Genomic DNA, 18,797 nt, shown 5'->3' with positions numbered 1-18,797 from the left:
TTCATAAAAATAAACTTCATTGCTTATTTTTTACTTGCAGGCAATCCAACACGTTTAGAGAGAACTCAATCACATTCGTCATGCCCTGCATCGCATTGATCGCGAGTCATTTGCATAAGGCAAACCAGATCACGCTCGCTGACGCAACTCACACGACCGCCGTTAAGTTGCCCACAGCTATTTTTCCTGGCGGGCAAGTAGTGAAATTGCGGACGCCAATCACCGGACTGTCCCTTGGTTGCCAGCGCATGCCTGTGCCAGTGAAAAAATATGATTGTTGAACTGGTCAACAAACTTATATTTCCGCCACCTCTTTTACCCAGCAATCCGCGTCCACGTGGGAATCAAAATATTTCCCAGATAGTAATTTCAACTTTTTAACAACGCATCATTAGTTTTTTATCGACGTTTTATAAATAACTTATATGTAAACATCATATTTTTCATCGATAATAAATTATCGGCTGCACCGCAGCAAAGACAGCCGGTAATCGACCTTATCGCTTGCACAACAGACGGCCTGCATGCCTGCCGCATGCATCAATGCAGCAAAGCTAGACAGCAAAGGCGATTCTTTTAGCAGCGGCTTAGTTTCCTTATTTATTTTTTGAGAGAACCAAATGAAAAAGACTTACCTCGCTTTGGCCCTATTTGGCGCGATCAGCGCATTCGCCGGATCTGCCATGGCACAATCATCCGTCACCATTTACGGCATTGTCGATACCGGCATCGCATTAGAAAGAGGCGGCAGCGCTGGCTCGGTCAGCAAACTGACCAGCGGCATAGGTTCTGGCTCGCGCCTGGGTTTCAAGGGTACTGAAGATCTCGGTGGCGGTATGTCTGCCTTCTTCCTGCTCGAAAGCGGCATCAATGTCGATACAGGTTCACTGGGCCAGGGCGGCCTGATGTTTGGTCGTCAGGCCTATGTCGGTGTCAAGGGTGACTTTGGTACGCTGACTGCTGGTCGCCAATATACCCCAGAATATTTGACGCTGGCTTTTGCCGATCCTTTTGTCACCGGTTTTGCGGGTGACGCTGCCAATATCATGCCTAACTCTGGTGCCGGCTCCAGCCGCATGGACAATACCCTGAAATACGTGACACCATCTTTTGATGGCCTGACTGGTGAACTGGCTTATGGCTTCGGTGAAACCGCTGGTGACACTTCTGCCGGTCGCCAGCTTGGCGCCGCGATTGCCTATACCTCTGGCCCATTTGCTGTACGCCTTGGTTACCACAACCGCAATAACGACACAGCCACATTGAAGAATACCGATGATGGCAAAACCACTTTGCTGGCTGCGACTTATGATTTTGGCGTGGCAAAAGCGCATCTGGCATACGGTGTCAACAAGGGTCTTAACAGCTCACCGTTGCGCAATACTGCCAATCCATTCGGCAGCCTGATTGCACCAACGGCATCGACAGATTCCACAGACTTTTTGCTCGGTGTGACCGTGCCATTTGGTAACAACAAAATACTGGCATCGTATATCCGCAAAGATGACAAGACGGTCAAGAACCAGGATGCCAGCCAGTTGGCAGTGGCCTATATCTATTCATTGTCCAAGCGAACGGATCTGTATGCAGCCTATGCAAAGATAGACAACAAGAATGGTGCTGGCTATACAGTAGGCAGCGCGATTGAAGCCGGTTCTGGTGACAGTGCCCTGCATGTTGGCATACGTCATAGTTTTTAATGCAGATAATAATGCAACTAAGAACGCAACTAAGAACGCAACTAAAAATGCAAAATCAGCGCACATCATCAGGCAGCATCGTGAATTGATTTTGCGGCAGGCAATGGGCATGCACTACATGTACATGCTCATTGCCAACTGATGAGTACGGCATCTGAAAGAGGCAACAAGATGCAAACCTTTATTTCCCCCTTGCTGGCTATCCTGTTGGCACTTTCCTGCTCTACCAGTTTTGCTGCCACATTCAAACTTGCCAGCCTGCATTACCCGCCTTATGAATATGTGGAACAAGGTGAGGTCAAGGGTATTGCCGTCGATATCGTCAAGGAGGCTTTTCGCCTCATGGGCCATCAGGTCAGCATCAATATCTACCCGATGCGGCGTAGCCTGGAGATGGTCAGGAGTGGCGAGGCAGACGGCATCTTCACCGTCTTCAAGACCCCTGAACGTGAGAAATACATCATCTACAGCAATGAAGCAGTCTTGCAGCTCACTATCAGCCTGTGGGCCAGGAATGACAGCAATATCAATTTTGACGGAGAGCTATCGCGTCTCGCCCCTTACCGGTTTGGCGCAGTCAGGGGTATCAGCTATGGCAGCAGATTTGACGAATTTATCAACAGTGGCGTTCTGAATGTGGAACTCGCCAGCGACCAGACCAGCGCTATCAGAATGGCGCTGGCACAACGCTTCGACATCCTCATCAGCAACCATGCGGGGGCGATACATGAAATGAAGAAGATGGGGCTGTTGAATGATTTCAAGGTGCTCTACCCTGTCGTGCAGGAACAGGAAACTTTTTTTGGCTTTGCAAAAAGGGCGCATCTTGAACCATTAAGGGACGAGCTTGATCAGGTGCTGAAACAACTCAAACAGAATGGCTACTACGATTTGATATACAAAAAATACCGGGATGTCGTGACACCCCGGTAAGGCTTTTTATTGGCGATGCAGGTTGATGGCGTCACGTGTTTCCAGCGCTACGCGGCGAACAGCATCAGCAGCACTTTCACCAGCTGCTGGCTGGGCATACAAAATGGCGCGTGAAGAATTGATCATCATGCCTGTGCCATTTGCGGTTTTGCCAGCCTGTACAGTCGCGGCAATATCACCGCCCTGAGCACCTATGCCCGGCACCAATAAAGGCAGGTCGCCTATCACCGAACGCACCTGCGCGAGTTCTCTTGGGAAGGTAGCACCAACCACCAGCGCGCATTGGCCATTGGTATTCCATTTATCCGCCACCAGTTGCGCCACATGTTGATACAGCGGCTTGCCACCGACATCGAGAAATTGCAGGTCAGAGCCACCTGCATTGGAAGTGCGGCACAGCACGATGGCGCCGCGGTCTTTCCATTCCAGGTAAGGTGCGACTGAATCAAAACCCATATACGGATTGACTGTGACTGCATCGGCGTCATAGCGCTCAAAAGCTTCGCGTGCATATTGCTCTGCTGTTGCGCCGATGTCGCCACGCTTGGCATCAAGTATCACCGGGATATTTGGATAAGTAGTCTTGATGTAAGAGCAGATTTCTTCGAGCTGGTCTTCTGCACGCAGGGCGGCAAAATAGGCAATCTGTGGTTTAAAGGAGCAAGCCAGGTCAGCAGTCGCATCAACGACGGTTTTACAGAATGCATAAATAGAATCCGGCTTACCCGTCAGCTCTGCAGGGAAGCGGCTGACATCAGGGTCCAGGCCTACGCACAGCAGGGAATTATTGGCTGTCCAGGCAGCGGAAAGTTTTTCTATGAAAGTCACGGTTTACCTCTTACAGTGGGGCGTGGCGGCGCACGCGCAATGGCCGACATTATACCTTGTGCGACTTGCCAGACTGCGCAAAAGACGATACCCCGGACTTTGCAGAAGTGCCGCATTACTGGCAAAAACTGTTTATCATGCCTGCATATCATCCATTCACGAATTTGCCAGAGTGCCAAAATGAAAACACCCGCAGAAACACCGATCAATATGCTGGCACTGGAAAACCAATTTTGCTTTGCCCTGTATTCGTCCTCCCTGGCGCTGACCAAGGCCTACAAGCCCATGCTTGATGCCCTGGGCCTGACCTATCCGCAATACCTGGTCATGCTGGTCTTGTGGGAGCAGGATGATGTGCTGGTCAAAGACATAGGCCATGCCCTGTTCCTGGATTCTGGCACGCTGACACCCTTGCTGAAACGCCTGGAAGCCAATGGCATGCTGCAAAGGCATCGCGATGAGACTGATGAACGCCAGGTCAGGATCACCCTGACGCCATCAGGCAGGGAATTGCGCAATGCCGCCCTTGATATCCCGCAAAAAATCCTCTGTGCCAGTGGGCAAAGCAAAGAGACGCTGATGGAATTGCGCAGCCAGCTTAGTGATTTGCGTAATGAGTTACTGAATCCTTGAGTTATTAAATCCTTGAGTTATTAAATCCTTGAGTTTTCAAGTTATGGCGACCAAACCCATCAGTTGAAAAATTCTTAATATTTTTCTTCGTTTGTACTAAGCTGTTATTCGCATGCTATCGCGATGATAGAAAAAAACAATCGCAATTTAGATTGCACACAATTAAATTGTTAGCTATAGTTCATCCATCGACTCAGTAGTCGTAAGAAAAAACCAGGAAACAAACGCAGCAAACCCCAAATAACCCAGCAAATTACATCAGGAGTTCATCATGCAAGTACTTTACACAGCAAATGCAACAGCAACTGGCGGTCGTGATGGCCGTGCCGTTTCCAGCGACAATCAACTTTCCGTCAAACTGACGACCCCAAAAGAATTGGGTGGCGCAGGTGGCGAAGGCACTAATCCTGAGCAATTGTTTGCTGCCGGTTATTCCGCCTGCTTTATCGGCGCGATGAAATTTGTTGCCGCCGCCGGCAAAATCGCCCTGCCAGCAGATGTTTCCATCAATGGCCTGGTTGGCATAGGCCCAAATGGTAAAGGCGGCTTTGGTCTCGCTGTGACTTTGAATGTCAGCCTGCCTGGCATGGACCGCGCAGAAGCAGAAGCGTTGGTACACAAGGCACATGAAGTTTGCCCATATTCCAATGCAACACGCGGCAATATCGAAGTAACTCTGAACATCCTGTAATTTCATAGATCGTCTGGGCCGCAAGGCCTGCATGAGATCAGGAACCAGAAACAAGGCTTGCAGAAATATTCTTCTGCAAGCCTTTTTCATTTTCCAGCTTAAATTTCAAACCGATGTAAAGCGTGCTTGACATGCTTAATTTTTGATATATGATGACAAGCATGCTTTACATCCAGATATATAAACCGTCAGCCCAAATCGCGTAAACAGGCGACTTAGTTGAGCAAGCCTGGATACAAAGGCATTTTTTTTGCCCACCCATGTAAAGCAAACTTTACTTACAAAATACGATCTATAACAGGAGAACACGATGCGTGAGAAACAAGCCAGGTCCCTTTATTTTCGCGAGCTGTTTGCTGCACTGGGCATCTATTGCCTGCTTGTATTTGCCAGCAGTATCTACGCAGACTCAGTGCCCGCCGGGCCACTACGCAGTCTGTTAATTGCCAGCCCTATCCTGCCTGCCTTGCTGATGGTGTGGGCCATTGTGCGGCAATTCCAGCGCATGGACGAATATGTACGCATCTGGTCGCTTGAGAACCTGGGTATGGCAGCCGCCTTCACAGCCGCCTTTTCCCTTAGTTATGGATTCATGGAAATTACAGGCTTCCCTAAACTCAGCATGTTTGCGACCTGGTCTTTGATCATGGGTTCATGGGGTGCTATTACTTGTCTGCGTAACTGGAAAGAAAAGTCATCATGAAAAACATCGTCAGGGAATTACGCACCCAGCGCGAATGGAGCCAGGCGCAGTTGGCAGATCTGCTGGAAGTATCGCGGCAGACTGTAAATGCCATAGAAACCGGGCGCTATGACCCCAGCCTGCCACTGGCTTTCAGCATCGCAAAACTATTCGGGCAAGCGATAGAAACCATCTTTCAAGCTGAATAAAAAAAACTGGTTATAAAACACAAATTCAAGAGACCATCATGCATATCAAACACTACATCTCAGCATTTCTTGTCAGCGCCACCTGCCTGTTTGGCAGTGCTCTACCGTCTCATGCTGCGGACATGGACAATCAATTCCAGGTCGGCAGCCTGCATGTAGAACGCCACGGCAAGCAAGGCACGTCTATCGTACTTATACCTGGTCTTGCCAGCGGTGCCTGGGTATGGCAAGACACCGTTAAACAACTGGAAAAGAATCACACTCTGTATGTCGTCACGCTTGCAGGATTTGATGGCCAGCCTGCGACGGAAGGCCCACTGCTTGAGAAAGCCAAAACATCCCTGCTGGAATTGATACAGCAGCAAAAACTCGACAAGCCAGTATTGCTGGGCCACAGCATGGGCGGCACACTGGCGATCTGGTTTGCCCAGCAACACAGTGATGTAATCCGTGGGGTGATTGCAGTAGATGGTTTGCCAGTGTTCCCTGGCACAGAGCACACACCGGCAGACCAGCGCCCGGCTCTGGCAGCGCGTTTCAAAACACAGATGACAGCGCAAACCCCGGAAATTTTCGCTGCCAGACAATTGCAATACATGCGCACCATCGGCGTAATCGATGAACAGCTCGCGCAAAAACTGGCGGTACACACTGGCAAGAGCTACCCAGCTGCCACCGCAGACTATGTGAGTGAAATCGTCAGTATGGATTTGCGCAAGGACATGGCAAAAGTCCTCGTGCCTTTACTGGAAATATCACCATACTACACAGCAGATTTTGCGAACCGCAATATCAGTCTGGAAGCAAAGAATGCCTATTACCAATCCTTGTTGCAAGGCGCGCCGAAACTGCAAGTCATTGCCATCAATAATGCCCGCCATTTCACGATGTTTGATCAACCACAGGCATTTAATGAAGCGATCAGCAATTTTTTGAAAACAGTTGAATAAGCTGCCCTCATAAAAAATCCCTTACATTTTTTGTGTAAGGGATTTTTTTGCAATGAAAACAGCTTAGTGATGATGCCCGGTCTCTGCTTTTTCCAGCACTTCCAACACTGGCGCTGGCGTTTTCAAGCCCTTGGCAGTCTGGCCATCTGCCGGGATTTCCACCCAGTCCAGCCTGCCTTTTTCACATAACTGCGTGACCTTGAAATACACCTTGCCTGCTTTCTCTGGCAATTTCACCTGTATCGAAAACTCATCGTAATAAGCATCAGGCAAGGGGCCGCCTGTCCAGCTTACTTCACGCACATCCTGGCTAATGGTCTTGCCGTGCGAGTTATAAGGCACGCTGAGCACTTGTATACTGGTATCGATTTTCCAACCCGCCTTGGGCATGGGTTTGGCACCGCTGACGTTTTCAGGAATGCTGACTTTGACCGCATTAGTGGCACTGCCTTCACAACCATGGCCGATTTTGAATGTCAGCTTATGGTAGGCGCCTGCGGCGGCAGTAGCCTGCTCCAGTGTGACATGGGCATGAGCAGCCTGTGCCAGCAGGCTGCTTGCGGTGAACATGCTGATAAACATAAATTTTTTCATGTGATTATCCTCGGGGTAGTTTGCTGATGTGCAGGCAATGGCAAAAACTCTATCACGGCTGGTCTGGCTACGCGCGACATGGCCTGATGCAAATAAAATGCATAGGCATGCCACACTGCCAGCGCGCAGATTGCCGCAACATTAAAGCACTGCAGCAGTTGGATAAAACTGTTACGTCCTGCTCTTCTGCTTATACTCATATTGCCTCCATCAATGCTGCGTTGCCTGATTCAGGGGCTTGGCGATAGCCTTGATCTCCAGAGTTTCACGCTTCTTGTCCTTGCCCTCGACGACCAGGGTCACAGGCACCATATCCCCTTCCTTGACCTGTGCCTTCAAATCCAGCAGCATGATGTGGTAAGAACCGGGTTTGAGTTCCACCAGCTTGCCTGCAGGCAGGTCCAGGCCATCGACGGGGCGCATCTTCATCATATTGTCGGTCATTTCCATTTTATGGAGTTCTGCCACACCTGCGACCGGCGAGCGCACTTCCAGCAGACGTGCATCTTTGACGGACTTGATCTGCATGAAAGCACCTGTCGCCTTTTGCTGCGCAACAGTCGCACGCACCCAGGCATCACTGACTGTGACCTGTGCCTGTGCAGAGATTGCAATTACAGTAGTAGCTACCGCCATCATGATTTGATTGATTTTGTTCATCGTGTTTTTCCTTTAATGTAGTTCAGGCAGTCATCAGTGCGCGCAAATCTGCTGCACATTGCTCTGCGGTTTGTTCGTGCTTCAATGCCAGGCGTATCTTGCCTTTGTCATCAAACACATAGCTGATTGCGGTATGGTCCATGGTATAAGAGCTGCCGCCGGGCACCTTCTGGTAAAACACCTTGAAGGCTGCTGCCGCTTCCTGCGTCTCTTTCATGTCGCCATACAGGCCCAAAAAGCTGGGGTCAAATGCTTTCATGTATTGTGCCAGCAATTCAGGGGTATCTCTTTCCGGATCTATGGTAATGAATATCACCTGCAATTGCTCAGCCTTGTCTGCCAGCAATTTGCGTATATGCACCGCACGGCTCAGGGCTGTTGGGCAAATATCAGGGCACTGGGTAAAACCAAAGAATATCAGCAGATGCTTACCCTTGAAACTGGCAAGGCTGTAGTCCTTGCCATCGTGCCCGCGCAGATGAAAATCATTGGCATAATTGGCACCCGTAATATCAATGCCGGTAAAAGTTACAGGCGTGCGGCTACAAGCCAGCAAAGACATGCTGCCCAGCAGCGTCAGTACAGAACGACGTTTCATGTTGATTTCTTTTCTTCATTCATCGCCATTAATCATAATGAGATGATGGATTGATATCGTCTTACCTGCTCACGAACAACACCAGTGAGCGAGGGGTAAAACAGCAGAGAGAATCAAACCAGATGGAGAGGCGGGCCACGCGGCTGCGCAGCCGTCCAGATGAATAAAACGTGGGGAGATTGATAAAACAACAAAGGCGCTGCCGCTGCCAACTTGCCCTCTGGCGGGCTGGACAAAGCGCCAGGCAGCATAAAATCATGACCTGCATGCGGCACACAATAGGCACAATGCGCCGCCATATGCTGCTTGTCTTGCGCAGACTTGCCCGCAACCAGTTTGATCAGCTTGCCCGTCACGGCATCAACCAGTTTGACACCCTCAACACTACAAACCTCGACCACCCCAGGTGCGACGATAACAGGCACGCCCGCCCCCATCCCGCCAGCCATTGCTGGCAGCAAACCATTGAACAACAAGGCAAGACATGCAAGCCATATCGTCAGGTGCCGGAATGAGGAAGAAATGCGCATGGGCAGATTATAACAAAACCTGCATCAATCAAAAAAATATGCAGATAAATGAATCGCAAGTTTGCGCTTGCACAAAAAACAAAAAGGGCTAGTCGCGAAACCAGCCCTCCCGTCCTGCTCATTAGCACTTGTTCAAAACAAGTTTCAGATCAGGCATAGATCAAATACAGATCAAACTCACATCAACAACAAAGCCCCCGTTTCCAGTTGAGGCCTGGTGTGTAAAGTCTGGCCCTTGTTATTGTTAAAGTCATTGGCTGCCAGGCTGGTCTGCACGACACTCAAACCGATGCCGGTCAGGTTGCCGTTCAAACCATACTGGTAACTGAGGTCACCGCCAATGGCAACTGTGTTCGATCCATACAGATGCGCATCGAGCATAGAGCTCATGACTGCCCACTGGTTCAGGCTTGGTGTAGCTGCCAGGCTGGCATCAAACTTCTGGACCAGTTTGCTAAAGTCAAATACTTCGACTTTGCTGTTTTTGGTCTTGTCAGTTGATGCGGCATCATAATCACCACCTTCGGTGATGAATTGCAGACGATCTACACCACGCAAGCCCTGGTTGGTGTACCAGTCCTTGAGAGTGATGCTGTCGCCCTGGCCAAGGTTAAGCACCAGATCCATGCCTGCCTTGCTCAGTGAGAGATCAGCATATTTGATGCCTTTGCCCAGAGAGATCGTATTGCCATTGACCTTGTTGTTTTTGTAGATGTCGGCACCGTCACCACGGTTGAAGGCAAATACATTGAGGCCCTGACCTGGGTCTATGGTGTCATTGCCTTTGCCACCGGCATACCAGTGGTTGCCGACGTTCATGGTGATCACATCATCACCATCGCCGCCATCAACCAGCTTGTTGCCATAGTCGCCGGTGATGACATCATTGCCTGCACCGCCCTGGGCGACGTCATTGCCGTTGGCGAGGGTGATGGTGTCTATGCCGTTGCCGCCATTGACGTAGTCATTGCCATAACCTGCGCTGATGGTGTCGTCGCCATTGCCACCGTACAGGGTGTCGTCCTGATCACCGCCATCAAGGGTGTCGTTGCCGTCACCACCATCGAGCATGTCATTGCCATTGCTGCCGGTGAGTTTGTCGTCACCAGCACGGCCATACAGGATGTCGATGCCATCGCCACCGTCAAGGGTGTCGTTGCCATTGCCGCCGTCAAGAGTGTCGTTGCCGCTGCTGCCATCAAGCAGGTCGTCACCATCTTCACCATACAGGGTGTCGTTACCACTCTGGCCGTACAGACGGTCATTGCCGACACCGCCGTAAGCGACGTCATCGCCATTGCCACCATCGAGCTTGTCGTTGCCGTAGCCACCATACAGCGTGTCATTACCATCCACACCAAAGATGGTATCGTCGTTACGGCCACCACGGACAACATCAGCAGCGTTGCCGCCATTGACGGTGACTTGTTTGACGAGGAGGTCATCCCAGCTGACTTGTTTGCCGTCTGAGAGGATGAATTTCTCTATAGGCGAAATAACCTTGCCCTGGGCATCGACGGTGACTTCAAAGTCTATGCCCTGGCTGGCATCACCTTCTGCGGTGATGGCGCGGATCTGGGCAAACTTTTTGTTGCCGACCGTGCCGACCGAGCCGATCAGGTTGTCGAGACTTAAGCCACTGCCAAAGTTGAGGCTGTCAACACCGGATGTATCGGTGATGAAGTCGAGGCCATCTCCCTGGGCATAGTAGTACTGGTCATCACCGGCATCACCATTGAGGACGTCATTGCCAGTACCGCCTGTGAGGCTGTCGTTGCCTGCGCCACCGCTGAGGGTATCAGCACCGGCACCACCATTCATGACATCGGCTGCGGCTGTACCCGTGAGTACGTCTGCTGCATCGGTGCCGGTCAGGCCACTTGCTGTCGCACCTGCTACGTGCAAGACCAATTTGTTTGTTGCTGTCAGACCGCCTTTGTCCTTAGCCTGGATAGTGACCGCCAGATCACCGACAGCAGCATGATCAGGTGTACCACTCAGCGTCTTGGTCGCAGCATCAAATGTCAGCCAGGTTGATAACGGGCTGCCATTGGCCAGTGTGGCGCTGTAGGTCAATACATCACCTGCATCGGCATCAGTGAAGGTGCCTGCCGGTACCGCAAAGCTGAAGGCGGCTTTTTCTGTAAGGCTCTGGTCTGCGAAGGTTTTGGCAGCGACCGGTGCTGTGTTTGTTGCGACATAATCAGCCACATGCAAATTCAGCGCGGTTTTAGCTGTCAAACCACCTTTGTCTTTGACAGAGACTGACAAGGACAGATCACCGACAGCAGCATGGTCAGGTGTACCGCTCAACGTCCTGGTGGCTGCATCAAAGCTCAGCCAGGTCGGTAAGGCCTTGCCATCTGCCAGTGTCACACTGTAAGTCAGCACATCACCTGCGTCAGCATCAGTGAAGGTGCCTGCCGGTACCGCAAAGCTAAAGGCGGCTTTTTCTGTCAGGCTTTGGTCTGCCAGAGTCTTTGCTGCAACTGGTGCTGTGTTTGGTGCGACATAGTCTGCCACATGCAAATTCAAGGCCGTTTTAGCTGTCAGACCACCTTTGTCTTTGACCGAAACAGACAGTACCAAATCGCCGACAGCAGCATGGTCAGGTGTACCGCTCAATGTCCTGGTCGCAGCATTGAAACTCAGCCAGGCAGGTAAAGCCTTGCCGTCTGCCAGTGTCACACTGTAAGTCAGCACATCACCTGCGTCGGCATCGGTGAAGGTGCCTGTAGGTACCGCAAAGCTAAAGGCGGCTTTTTCTGTCAGGCTTTGGTCTGCCAGAGTCTTTGCTGCAACTGGTGCTGTGTTTGGTGCGACATAGTCTGCCACATGTAAATTCAACGCCGTTTTAGCTGTCAAACCACCTTTGTCTTTGACGGAAACAGACAAGGCCATATCACCGACGGCAGCATGGTCAGGGGTACCGCTCAACGTCCTGGTCGTTGCATCAAAGCTCAGCCAGGTCGGTAATGCCTTGCCGTCTGCCAGTGTCACACTGTAAGTCAGCACGTCATCTTTGTCTGCATCAACAAAGAGCGTATCTGGTATAACCAGGCTAAAGGCTTTCTTCTCAGTCAGCGCCTGATCTGCCAGGCTGGCTTTAACCTCCGGTGCGGTATTGACCGCCTCAACTGCTGTCACGCTCAAACTAAAGTCCAGGCTTGCCGTCAGTTGACCTTCGTCTTTGGCGGTAATGCGTATGGAAAGTGATCCTATGTTTTCATGTCCTGGTGTTCCGCTCAGCTTGCCGGTCTTCTGATCAAACTTGAGCCAGGCAGGCAAGGCGTCGCCATTGGACAGACTGAGACTGTAGGTCAGGATATCGCCAGCATCAGGGTCACTGAAGAGGCCACCAGGTAAAGTGAAGCTGAAGACCTTGTTCTCAGCCACTTTTTGCTGGGAAATGGATCCTACTCCATTTGGGGCATTATTCGCACCCAGGATTGGTCGCGCTGGCGCAAGTGAAATCATTTGGTCCAGAGTCAATTTACTACCATCAGCAAATTCAAACACTTCGACACCAAAGCCTGTCGCATCCTGTTCGTTGGCCAAGACGACACGCACGCCCTTGCCTTCGCCCCAGGAAATATTCAGGGTCTGATGTGTCGTCTCTGCCTCAAACCTGCCCCACGAGAACGTCAAATCAGAGCGTTTGATGCCAGCTTCAAATATGACGCTATCTTGTGGCAGTGTGCTTTGGTCGATATCAATCCAGAAGAAATCCTCAGCTGGGAAACCGAATCTGCTTGATTGCGATACACCAGAATCATAGATCACATCCCAACCTTCATCACCGCCAGACAAACGATACCAATCGCCCTGAGCACCACCATTCATGAAATCATTGCCTGCACCGCCAATAATTTCATCCCTGCCATATGTACCTACAATGGTGTCGTTGCCAGCACCACCATAAACAAAGCTGCCGGATGCGCCATTATCATTCGCATAAAAGACGGCATCAACCTCTGACCTGGTAGCATTAAATGCATCTGTCTTTTTGCGACCGCTGTTAAAGGTCCAGTCTACCAGCTCATAAGCAGCAGAGAATTGTCCCATGCCACTGTCAACAAAGTCGTCGCCATCACCTGCGTCTATGATTTGATAACCAGTGGCATACAAACCATTGACTGCCTGTGCATACAAAATATGGTTATCAGATGCACCTGCACGCATATCCTCCACACTCAAAGCAATTTTGGTCGTGGTTTCAAGATGCCGTTCATTAAGAGTGGTTGCAGTCGAGCTGGTCTTATTGACATTCACAGATTGCAGATTCTGATACTGATCAAAATGGCTTAGCTCTTTCGTTACCTTGCCAGTTGCCGGGTCTATCTTATCGACATAAACCGACACGGTACTATTTGGTGGACTAGTAATCCCACCACCAGTCTTGGCCAACTCATCTAAATCTATCCTGCGTACAAAGGCGGCATTGCTACTTACCGAGCTTGAGTCTGTCGTCTTGACGGTATAGCTCACCGTCTGATCAGACAACACAGATGTCTGTACATTGACTGCCGGGTCAAGTGCCATAATTTCTGCGGCGTCTGAAACGGTTTTGGTCGTGGTAATCGCAGATACGCTCGTGGTTTTCTTCGCGATGACTCTTATGTCACCATCCATGTAATTATCTGAGCTGATTCCGCCTGCGCTTTGTGCTGCTGCCATATATTTCTCATGGGCGCGCATAAAATTGTTTCGGTAACCCTCAATGTTTTGCGCACTGCCAGTATTAGGTGTAAGCGATGTTGCGGTAATCAAACTACTGACCGCAGCAACGCCACCTGCAGCAGTTTTGATATTCCAGTTCATGCCGGTAGCAAAATAATTATTGACGGTCAAGCCATCTCCGCTACCGTTAATACCGATATACAAATTGTCGCCCTGACGCTGTACAGCAAGATCAGCCAGTTCAACCCCCGTCGCCAGGCTGACCAGATTGGCTTCGCCTGCGATCTCGGTAATGATGTCTTGTCCATTGCCACGGCCCAGCAGATAGGTATCCATACCATGTCCGCCTATGAGTATGTCATTGCCAGCACCACCATCGATGACATCACTGCCTTTGCCACCATATAGTGTTTCACTGGCAGCCGAGCCGATCAAATTCAAAGAATCTGCATACAACAAATCCATGAACTGGCCATGCTTGAGCACGCTGCCATCGGCAAATTTATAAGAAGTGTTGGCAAGTTTCAAACCATCTTTGAGCAAAATCTGGTCGCCGTTACTACCAATCTGCACCTGCAGGAAACTGCCCTGGTCATTTTTTACAAAATGCCCGCGCAAATCTGACATCTGTGCTCCGGCAGCAAAACTGATGGTGTTATTGCCTTCTGCATCGATAATGGTATCCACACCATCGCCTGCCTTGTAGATATAGGTGTCATTGCCAGAACCACCTTGCAAGGTATCATTGCCACCAGCGCCATTCAGCGTGTCATCGCCACCGTAGCCACTGAGCTGATCGTTACCTCTGGCGCCCAACAGTAAATTATTGTCGTTGTTACCGTTCAGGATTTGCACTTCTGCCCTGGTAGCCAATACATCAGCATGCGTCAACACCTGGCCATTATCAAACTCATAGGTCTCGATTGCACCATCCGCACCACCAAGTATGGTGATCTGATCACCATTACCATAAGCAATGATCAGGTCTGTGCCACTTTCGCTGAGGCTGACATGCAGGTCGCTGGCATTGATGCCTTCGCCAAAGCGGATAACATCAACAGAATTACTGTCATGTTCACTGTAAGTACCATCGGCAATTGTGTCCTTGCCATCGCCGATGTTGAATACATAGGTATCACTGCCAAAGTCATCCACCAGAGTATCGTTACCAGCACCGCCCTGATAGGTATCATCGCCATAGCCGCCCATCAATACGCCTGTGCCAGCACCATCAATGAGAATGTCATTGCCGTCATCACCACCGAGCACATTATTGCCTGCACCACCGACGATGCGGTCATCATCTTCACCGCCAAACAAACGGTCATTGCCATCACCACCTAGCAATGTGTCGTTACCGGCATCGCCAAAGAACAGGTCATTGCCAACACCACCAGTAATACTGTCATCACCCGCATAGCCATGGATGCGGGTACTGCCATCGCCAGTGGTGAGCTTATCGTTGCCGGGCGTGCCGTCAATAGCGACGGGGGCGCTCAGTTTGGCAATGGCGTCTTTATTCAAGATCACGCCGTTGCTAAAACTGATACTGTCGATATTACCCAGATTGGCGACACCATTTTGTATGGTGATAGTGTTGTTGCCGCTCTTGAATACCAGGTCTTTTGGATTCACCGCGGGTGCGAGACTAAAATCAGTATTGCTAAAACCGGCACCCAACTTCAAAGTTGAACTGCCACTGACATCATTGATGAGGACATTGACAACCGTACTGTTAGATTGGCTGATGTAGTAAGTATCATCACCCGTGCCACCATCCATGGTATCGGCCTCGCCACCGTACATGATGTCATTGCCTGCACCAGCCAGCATCCTGTCATTGCCAGACGTGCCATAGATACGGTCATCGACAGAAGTACCTTGCAAAACACTCACGCCATTGATTGTCGTTGCCTGCCTGACTTCAACACCTTTGGCGAGCAAATCAGCATATGTGACGCTGCTGTTGTCAGCAAACACGACTGTATCAAGCGCGTGGCTGGCTTGCAGGTTCTGGATATCAGTAGCAGACAATTTGATCGAATCACCAGACTCCAGGTTCAATTGCAAAGAACCGCCAGATGTCGTCAGGCGGATATCTTTTGCAGCGATGCCTGCGCCCATGACTATGCGGTTACCACCGATGACTGTTTGACTAGTCGAACTGAGGCCTGCATCATTGATGTCATCCGCACCGTCACCTTTTTTGAAGATATAGGTATTATTACCGTTGCGGCCTGTGATTTTATCGTCACCTGTGCCGCCTGTGACAGTAGATTTGCCACCATTGGCAGTAATATGGTCATTTCCAAAACCACCAACAACGGTATCACTTTCTGTATTTGACTCAACATCCATACCACCAGGATGATTAGCCTCAAGTAATTGCTGGTTCGTGATCGTATGACCATCGACAAACTTGTACGTTGATATAGTGCCACTCATACCGCCCTTGATGACGATGGCATCACTTTGAGAGTAGTGCAGTATCATGTCACCTGAGCCTGATTCAGTGACTTTCAAGTCCATTTCGCCTATGCCTGCACCAAATTCTATTTCGTTACCGCCAGCACTGTCGTCTATGCCATCAGTCATATTTTGTATGGCTTGTGAATCACCTATATTGAAACGATAGGTATCTGCACCAGCACCACCTTTGAGAACATCAACACCAAGGCCGCCATCCAGCGTATCAGCACCGGCATCACCTTTAATGTCGTCATTACCTTTGCCACCTATCAGCAAGTCATCGCCCTGGCTGTTGACTTCTACACTTTCACTGCCGTTGTCGCCGTACAGCACATCATCGCCGTCACCACCAATCACGGTGTCATTGCCGCCACCACCATCCACAATGTCGTCACCAGCCTGACCATCAAGGTAGTCATTGCCATAATTGCTGCCCAGCTTGTCCATATTGATGAAAGCGTCATCACCGTACATCTGATCATTGCCAGTGCCACCATACAAGGTATCTGAACGACCACCGCCGACGAGAGTGTCATTACCTTCACCACCGTCCAGATAATCTGATCCATGCAAGTCTGCGTCGAGTATTTTTTTACCATCGACGTAGCCATCTCCCCACAAGACATCATCACCTTTGCCGCCATCGAGCCTGTCGTCACGACCGCCACCAGTGAGCGTGTCATTACCATCACCGCCGTCAAGCGAGTCATTACCATGCACGCTGAGCGGAGTCAGATTGTCATAGACGTCATCACCATAGATATCATCATCACCTTCGCCACCCAGGACAGTGTCTGCACCGCCCTGGCCAAACAAAATATCGTTACCTTTACCGCCGTCGATCAAATCAGCAGCATGCAAGGACGCCTTAACTTTCCAAACATCCATCGTACTGCCAACAAGGCCAACATAATGCGCAGGAGAGCTATCTCCGTAGATAACATCTTTACCTTCATTACCATTCAATACGTCTGCACCGCCACGGCCCCAGATATAATCATCGCCTTCGCCACCGCTTACCGTGTCGCTCCCAAGAGAGGCAAGTATTTTGTCATTGCCAGCGCCACCGTCAGTAATACTGCCGACATCAATGATATCCGGGTCTGAATGTAATGAATTCGAATCGTCGCTTACATTTCCGCCAATATTCCGGCTGATTGTGTGTAGCGCAATTTCTGAATAATCCGTTTTTCCTGTAATATAAATTCTATTGGTGCTTCCAATATAACTTGAATAATTTGGTTTACCCGTATCCTCGTCTCGATATGAAAATAATTTTTTCGGCACATCCCAATTAGGATTTGAATCCATTTGCAATACCCTGTCTTCAATTGGAAATTTAAAGTCCCAATCCAGATAGTCTTTGAGTCCTGCGTATTTGACTCCAAATCCCAGCACAGTAATAAAGCCACCAACAGCAAATATCCAATCATCGCCATCGCCACCATTGATAGTGTCTTTGCCGCAACCACCGACAATGATATCGTCCCCTTCGTCACCATTAAGTAAATCGTTCCCTTTTCCAGCCGCAATCCAGTCGTTACCACTACCACCATTAACCACGTTATTGTCACTACCGCTGGTATGTACAAACTCTCCCGTATCACCTTCACGATCTTGGGCATAATCTCCAGCATTCAGGTAATCGTTGCCAGCACCACCATCAAGAGTATCATCTCCCCAACCACTAACCAACGTATCATCCCCGTCATTGCCTTCGAGCCAGTCATTTTTCCCCATGCCCCATGTTAATGACAGTTGTGAGGCCATGCTACTCATCAAATGATCATCGCCAGCTCCGCCGATTATGTGTACAGACTCTTTATAGGCAATCAAAAAATCATTTTTCACAACATCGGTATCACCGCGCAAGACAAGCTCAAAACCTGGCTCTGTTTCCTTCTCCGGTTCTTCGAGATTTATACCAAGATGCTTGTTTTCCCACTTTTTGATAGTAATACTGTTGCTGCCATCGCTACCTTCTTTTTTGATATACAAATCTTTACCGCCAGATCCATCATCGAGTAGGGTATACAGGTAAGTGACGTTATTGGAATCAGTACCTTTCCAGACATTTTTAGCAAGTTTTTTGCCGCCAGTCAGTACACCGCTACCTATTTGAACAGCACCACCTTCATCACTATCGAAAATGGTGTCCTTGCCATAATTGCCGTCGAATAAATATGTGTCATCGCCCTTACCCCCGCGTAAGATATCATCACCTTCGCCACCAGTGAGTTGGTCGTTATCTTCGTTTCCTTCGAGAAGGTCATCGCCTTTACCACCGTTAATAGTGTCGTTACCTTTACCTCCATAAAGATGATCTCCAATGAAATTGTCAGTACCGTCTATGATATTGTTTGTATCGTCTCCAAAAACCGTAAATTGTGTTTTTTTATTTTCACCTGTTTCATTTTTTACAGTGAGTTTCTTCAATGAAGTTAATATCTCACCTTGACGCGGAACCCCACCAAAATAGAGAAATGTATAGACGTGATCATCAGCAAGAGTGTCATCAATGACAGTCTCTGAATCTACGTTTTTTTTGTTTTGGCAAATGATTGCATTTAAAAGTGCTAGGCGGTCTTTCAAATACTCGTCGCTAAAATTGGCCTTGCCTGCCGCACGATCTTTTTCCGT

The 18,797-nt window shown here is 49.6% G+C and carries 13 protein-coding genes; 7 read left to right on the top strand and 6 right to left on the bottom strand.

The genetic code is table 11. The features are described 5' to 3' along the window. Positions 1-620 precede the first annotated feature (620 nt). Both ACO0LI_RS26375 and ACO0LI_RS26370 read left to right on the top strand, forming a co-directional pair. Complete coding sequence (locus ACO0LI_RS26375; RefSeq protein ID WP_423036402.1) at positions 621-1,700, top strand: porin; 1,080 nt, start codon at positions 621-623, stop codon at positions 1,698-1,700. Between the two features lie 171 nt (positions 1,701-1,871). Continuing rightward, the gene (locus tag ACO0LI_RS26370) at positions 1,872-2,633 is read left to right on the top strand and encodes a substrate-binding periplasmic protein (RefSeq protein ID WP_423036400.1); all 762 of its coding nucleotides are present in this window, start codon (positions 1,872-1,874) and stop codon (positions 2,631-2,633) included. Between the two features lie 6 nt (positions 2,634-2,639). On the opposite strand, the gene pyrF is transcribed toward ACO0LI_RS26370, so the two are convergent. After that, positions 2,640-3,461, bottom strand: coding sequence for an orotidine-5'-phosphate decarboxylase (gene pyrF / locus ACO0LI_RS26365; protein ID WP_423036398.1), 822 nt, complete (start codon positions 3,459-3,461; stop codon positions 2,640-2,642). A gap of 180 nt (positions 3,462-3,641) precedes the next feature. Between pyrF and ACO0LI_RS26360 the strand changes: the two genes are divergently transcribed. The 5 genes from ACO0LI_RS26360 (at position 3,642) to ACO0LI_RS26340 (ending at position 6,626) form a co-directional block, all read left to right on the top strand. Then, a complete protein-coding gene (locus tag ACO0LI_RS26360) occupies positions 3,642-4,094 on the top strand; it encodes a MarR family winged helix-turn-helix transcriptional regulator (protein WP_162042109.1) in 453 nt (150 codons plus the stop codon). Between the two features lie 271 nt (positions 4,095-4,365). Further along, positions 4,366-4,785, top strand: a complete 420-nt coding sequence (locus tag ACO0LI_RS26355) for an organic hydroperoxide resistance protein (RefSeq protein ID WP_110257224.1) — start codon at positions 4,366-4,368, stop codon at positions 4,783-4,785. 310 nt (positions 4,786-5,095) lie between these two features. Further along, entirely contained in the window at positions 5,096-5,488 is a 393-nt protein-coding gene (locus ACO0LI_RS26350; protein WP_423036396.1) for a hypothetical protein, read from the top strand. Continuing rightward, a complete protein-coding gene (locus tag ACO0LI_RS26345; RefSeq protein WP_422953517.1) occupies positions 5,485-5,676 on the top strand; it encodes a helix-turn-helix transcriptional regulator in 192 nt (63 codons plus the stop codon). Before ACO0LI_RS26350 ends, ACO0LI_RS26345 begins: the two co-directional genes overlap by 4 nt. 38 nt (positions 5,677-5,714) lie before the next feature. After that, a complete protein-coding gene (locus ACO0LI_RS26340) occupies positions 5,715-6,626 on the top strand; it encodes an alpha/beta fold hydrolase (RefSeq protein ID WP_423036394.1) in 912 nt (303 codons plus the stop codon). A gap of 63 nt (positions 6,627-6,689) precedes the next feature. On the opposite strand, the gene ACO0LI_RS26335 is transcribed toward ACO0LI_RS26340, so the two are convergent. The 5 genes from ACO0LI_RS26335 to ACO0LI_RS26315 all read right to left on the bottom strand — a co-directional run bounded on the left by ACO0LI_RS26335 (position 6,690) and on the right by ACO0LI_RS26315 (position 18,593). Then, positions 6,690-7,220, bottom strand: coding sequence for a YcnI family protein (locus tag ACO0LI_RS26335; RefSeq protein ID WP_423036392.1), 531 nt, complete (start codon positions 7,218-7,220; stop codon positions 6,690-6,692). Positions 7,221-7,430: 210 nt separating this feature from the next. Next, positions 7,431-7,880 (bottom strand): copper chaperone PCu(A)C, encoded by a 450-nt coding sequence (locus ACO0LI_RS26330; protein WP_422952998.1) that lies wholly within the window; start codon positions 7,878-7,880, stop codon positions 7,431-7,433. Positions 7,881-7,902: 22 nt separating this feature from the next. Continuing rightward, positions 7,903-8,478, bottom strand: coding sequence for an SCO family protein (locus tag ACO0LI_RS26325; protein ID WP_423036390.1), 576 nt, complete (start codon positions 8,476-8,478; stop codon positions 7,903-7,905). 113 nt (positions 8,479-8,591) lie between these two features. Further along, a complete protein-coding gene (locus ACO0LI_RS26320; protein WP_423036388.1) occupies positions 8,592-9,008 on the bottom strand; it encodes a DUF2946 domain-containing protein in 417 nt (138 codons plus the stop codon). Between the two features lie 177 nt (positions 9,009-9,185). Further along, the gene (locus ACO0LI_RS26315) at positions 9,186-18,593 is read right to left on the bottom strand and encodes a putative Ig domain-containing protein (protein ID WP_423036386.1); all 9,408 of its coding nucleotides are present in this window, start codon (positions 18,591-18,593) and stop codon (positions 9,186-9,188) included. Positions 18,594-18,797: the final 204 nt, after the last annotated feature.

It is taken from the genome of Undibacterium sp. Tian12W, assembly GCF_049339405.1.
Taxonomy (GTDB): domain Bacteria; phylum Pseudomonadota; class Gammaproteobacteria; order Burkholderiales; family Burkholderiaceae_D; genus Undibacterium.
The sequence above is the reverse complement of the archived record's forward strand: the minus strand, read 5'-3'. Positions and strand labels throughout refer to the sequence as shown.

What these genes read in the sequence shown, in the direction of transcription:
- ACO0LI_RS26375 (WP_423036402.1), top strand. Translation starts at nt 621, where the DNA reads ATGAAAAAGACTTACCTCGCTTTGGCCCTATTTGGCGCGATCAGCGCA.
- ACO0LI_RS26355 (WP_110257224.1), top strand. Translation starts at nt 4,366, where the DNA reads ATGCAAGTACTTTACACAGCAAATGCAACAGCAACTGGCGGTCGTGAT.
- ACO0LI_RS26360 (WP_162042109.1), top strand. Translation starts at nt 3,642, where the DNA reads ATGAAAACACCCGCAGAAACACCGATCAATATGCTGGCACTGGAAAAC.
- ACO0LI_RS26345 (WP_422953517.1), top strand. Translation starts at nt 5,485, where the DNA reads ATGAAAAACATCGTCAGGGAATTACGCACCCAGCGCGAATGGAGCCAG.
- ACO0LI_RS26340 (WP_423036394.1), top strand. Translation starts at nt 5,715, where the DNA reads ATGCATATCAAACACTACATCTCAGCATTTCTTGTCAGCGCCACCTGC.
- ACO0LI_RS26320 (WP_423036388.1), bottom strand. Translation starts at nt 9,008, where the DNA reads ATGCGCATTTCTTCCTCATTCCGGCACCTGACGATATGGCTTGCATGT.
- ACO0LI_RS26350 (WP_423036396.1), top strand. Translation starts at nt 5,096, where the DNA reads ATGCGTGAGAAACAAGCCAGGTCCCTTTATTTTCGCGAGCTGTTTGCT.
- ACO0LI_RS26370 (WP_423036400.1), top strand. Translation starts at nt 1,872, where the DNA reads ATGCAAACCTTTATTTCCCCCTTGCTGGCTATCCTGTTGGCACTTTCC.
- ACO0LI_RS26330 (WP_422952998.1), bottom strand. Translation starts at nt 7,880, where the DNA reads ATGAACAAAATCAATCAAATCATGATGGCGGTAGCTACTACTGTAATT.
- ACO0LI_RS26325 (WP_423036390.1), bottom strand. Translation starts at nt 8,478, where the DNA reads ATGAAACGTCGTTCTGTACTGACGCTGCTGGGCAGCATGTCTTTGCTG.
- ACO0LI_RS26335 (WP_423036392.1), bottom strand. Translation starts at nt 7,220, where the DNA reads ATGAAAAAATTTATGTTTATCAGCATGTTCACCGCAAGCAGCCTGCTG.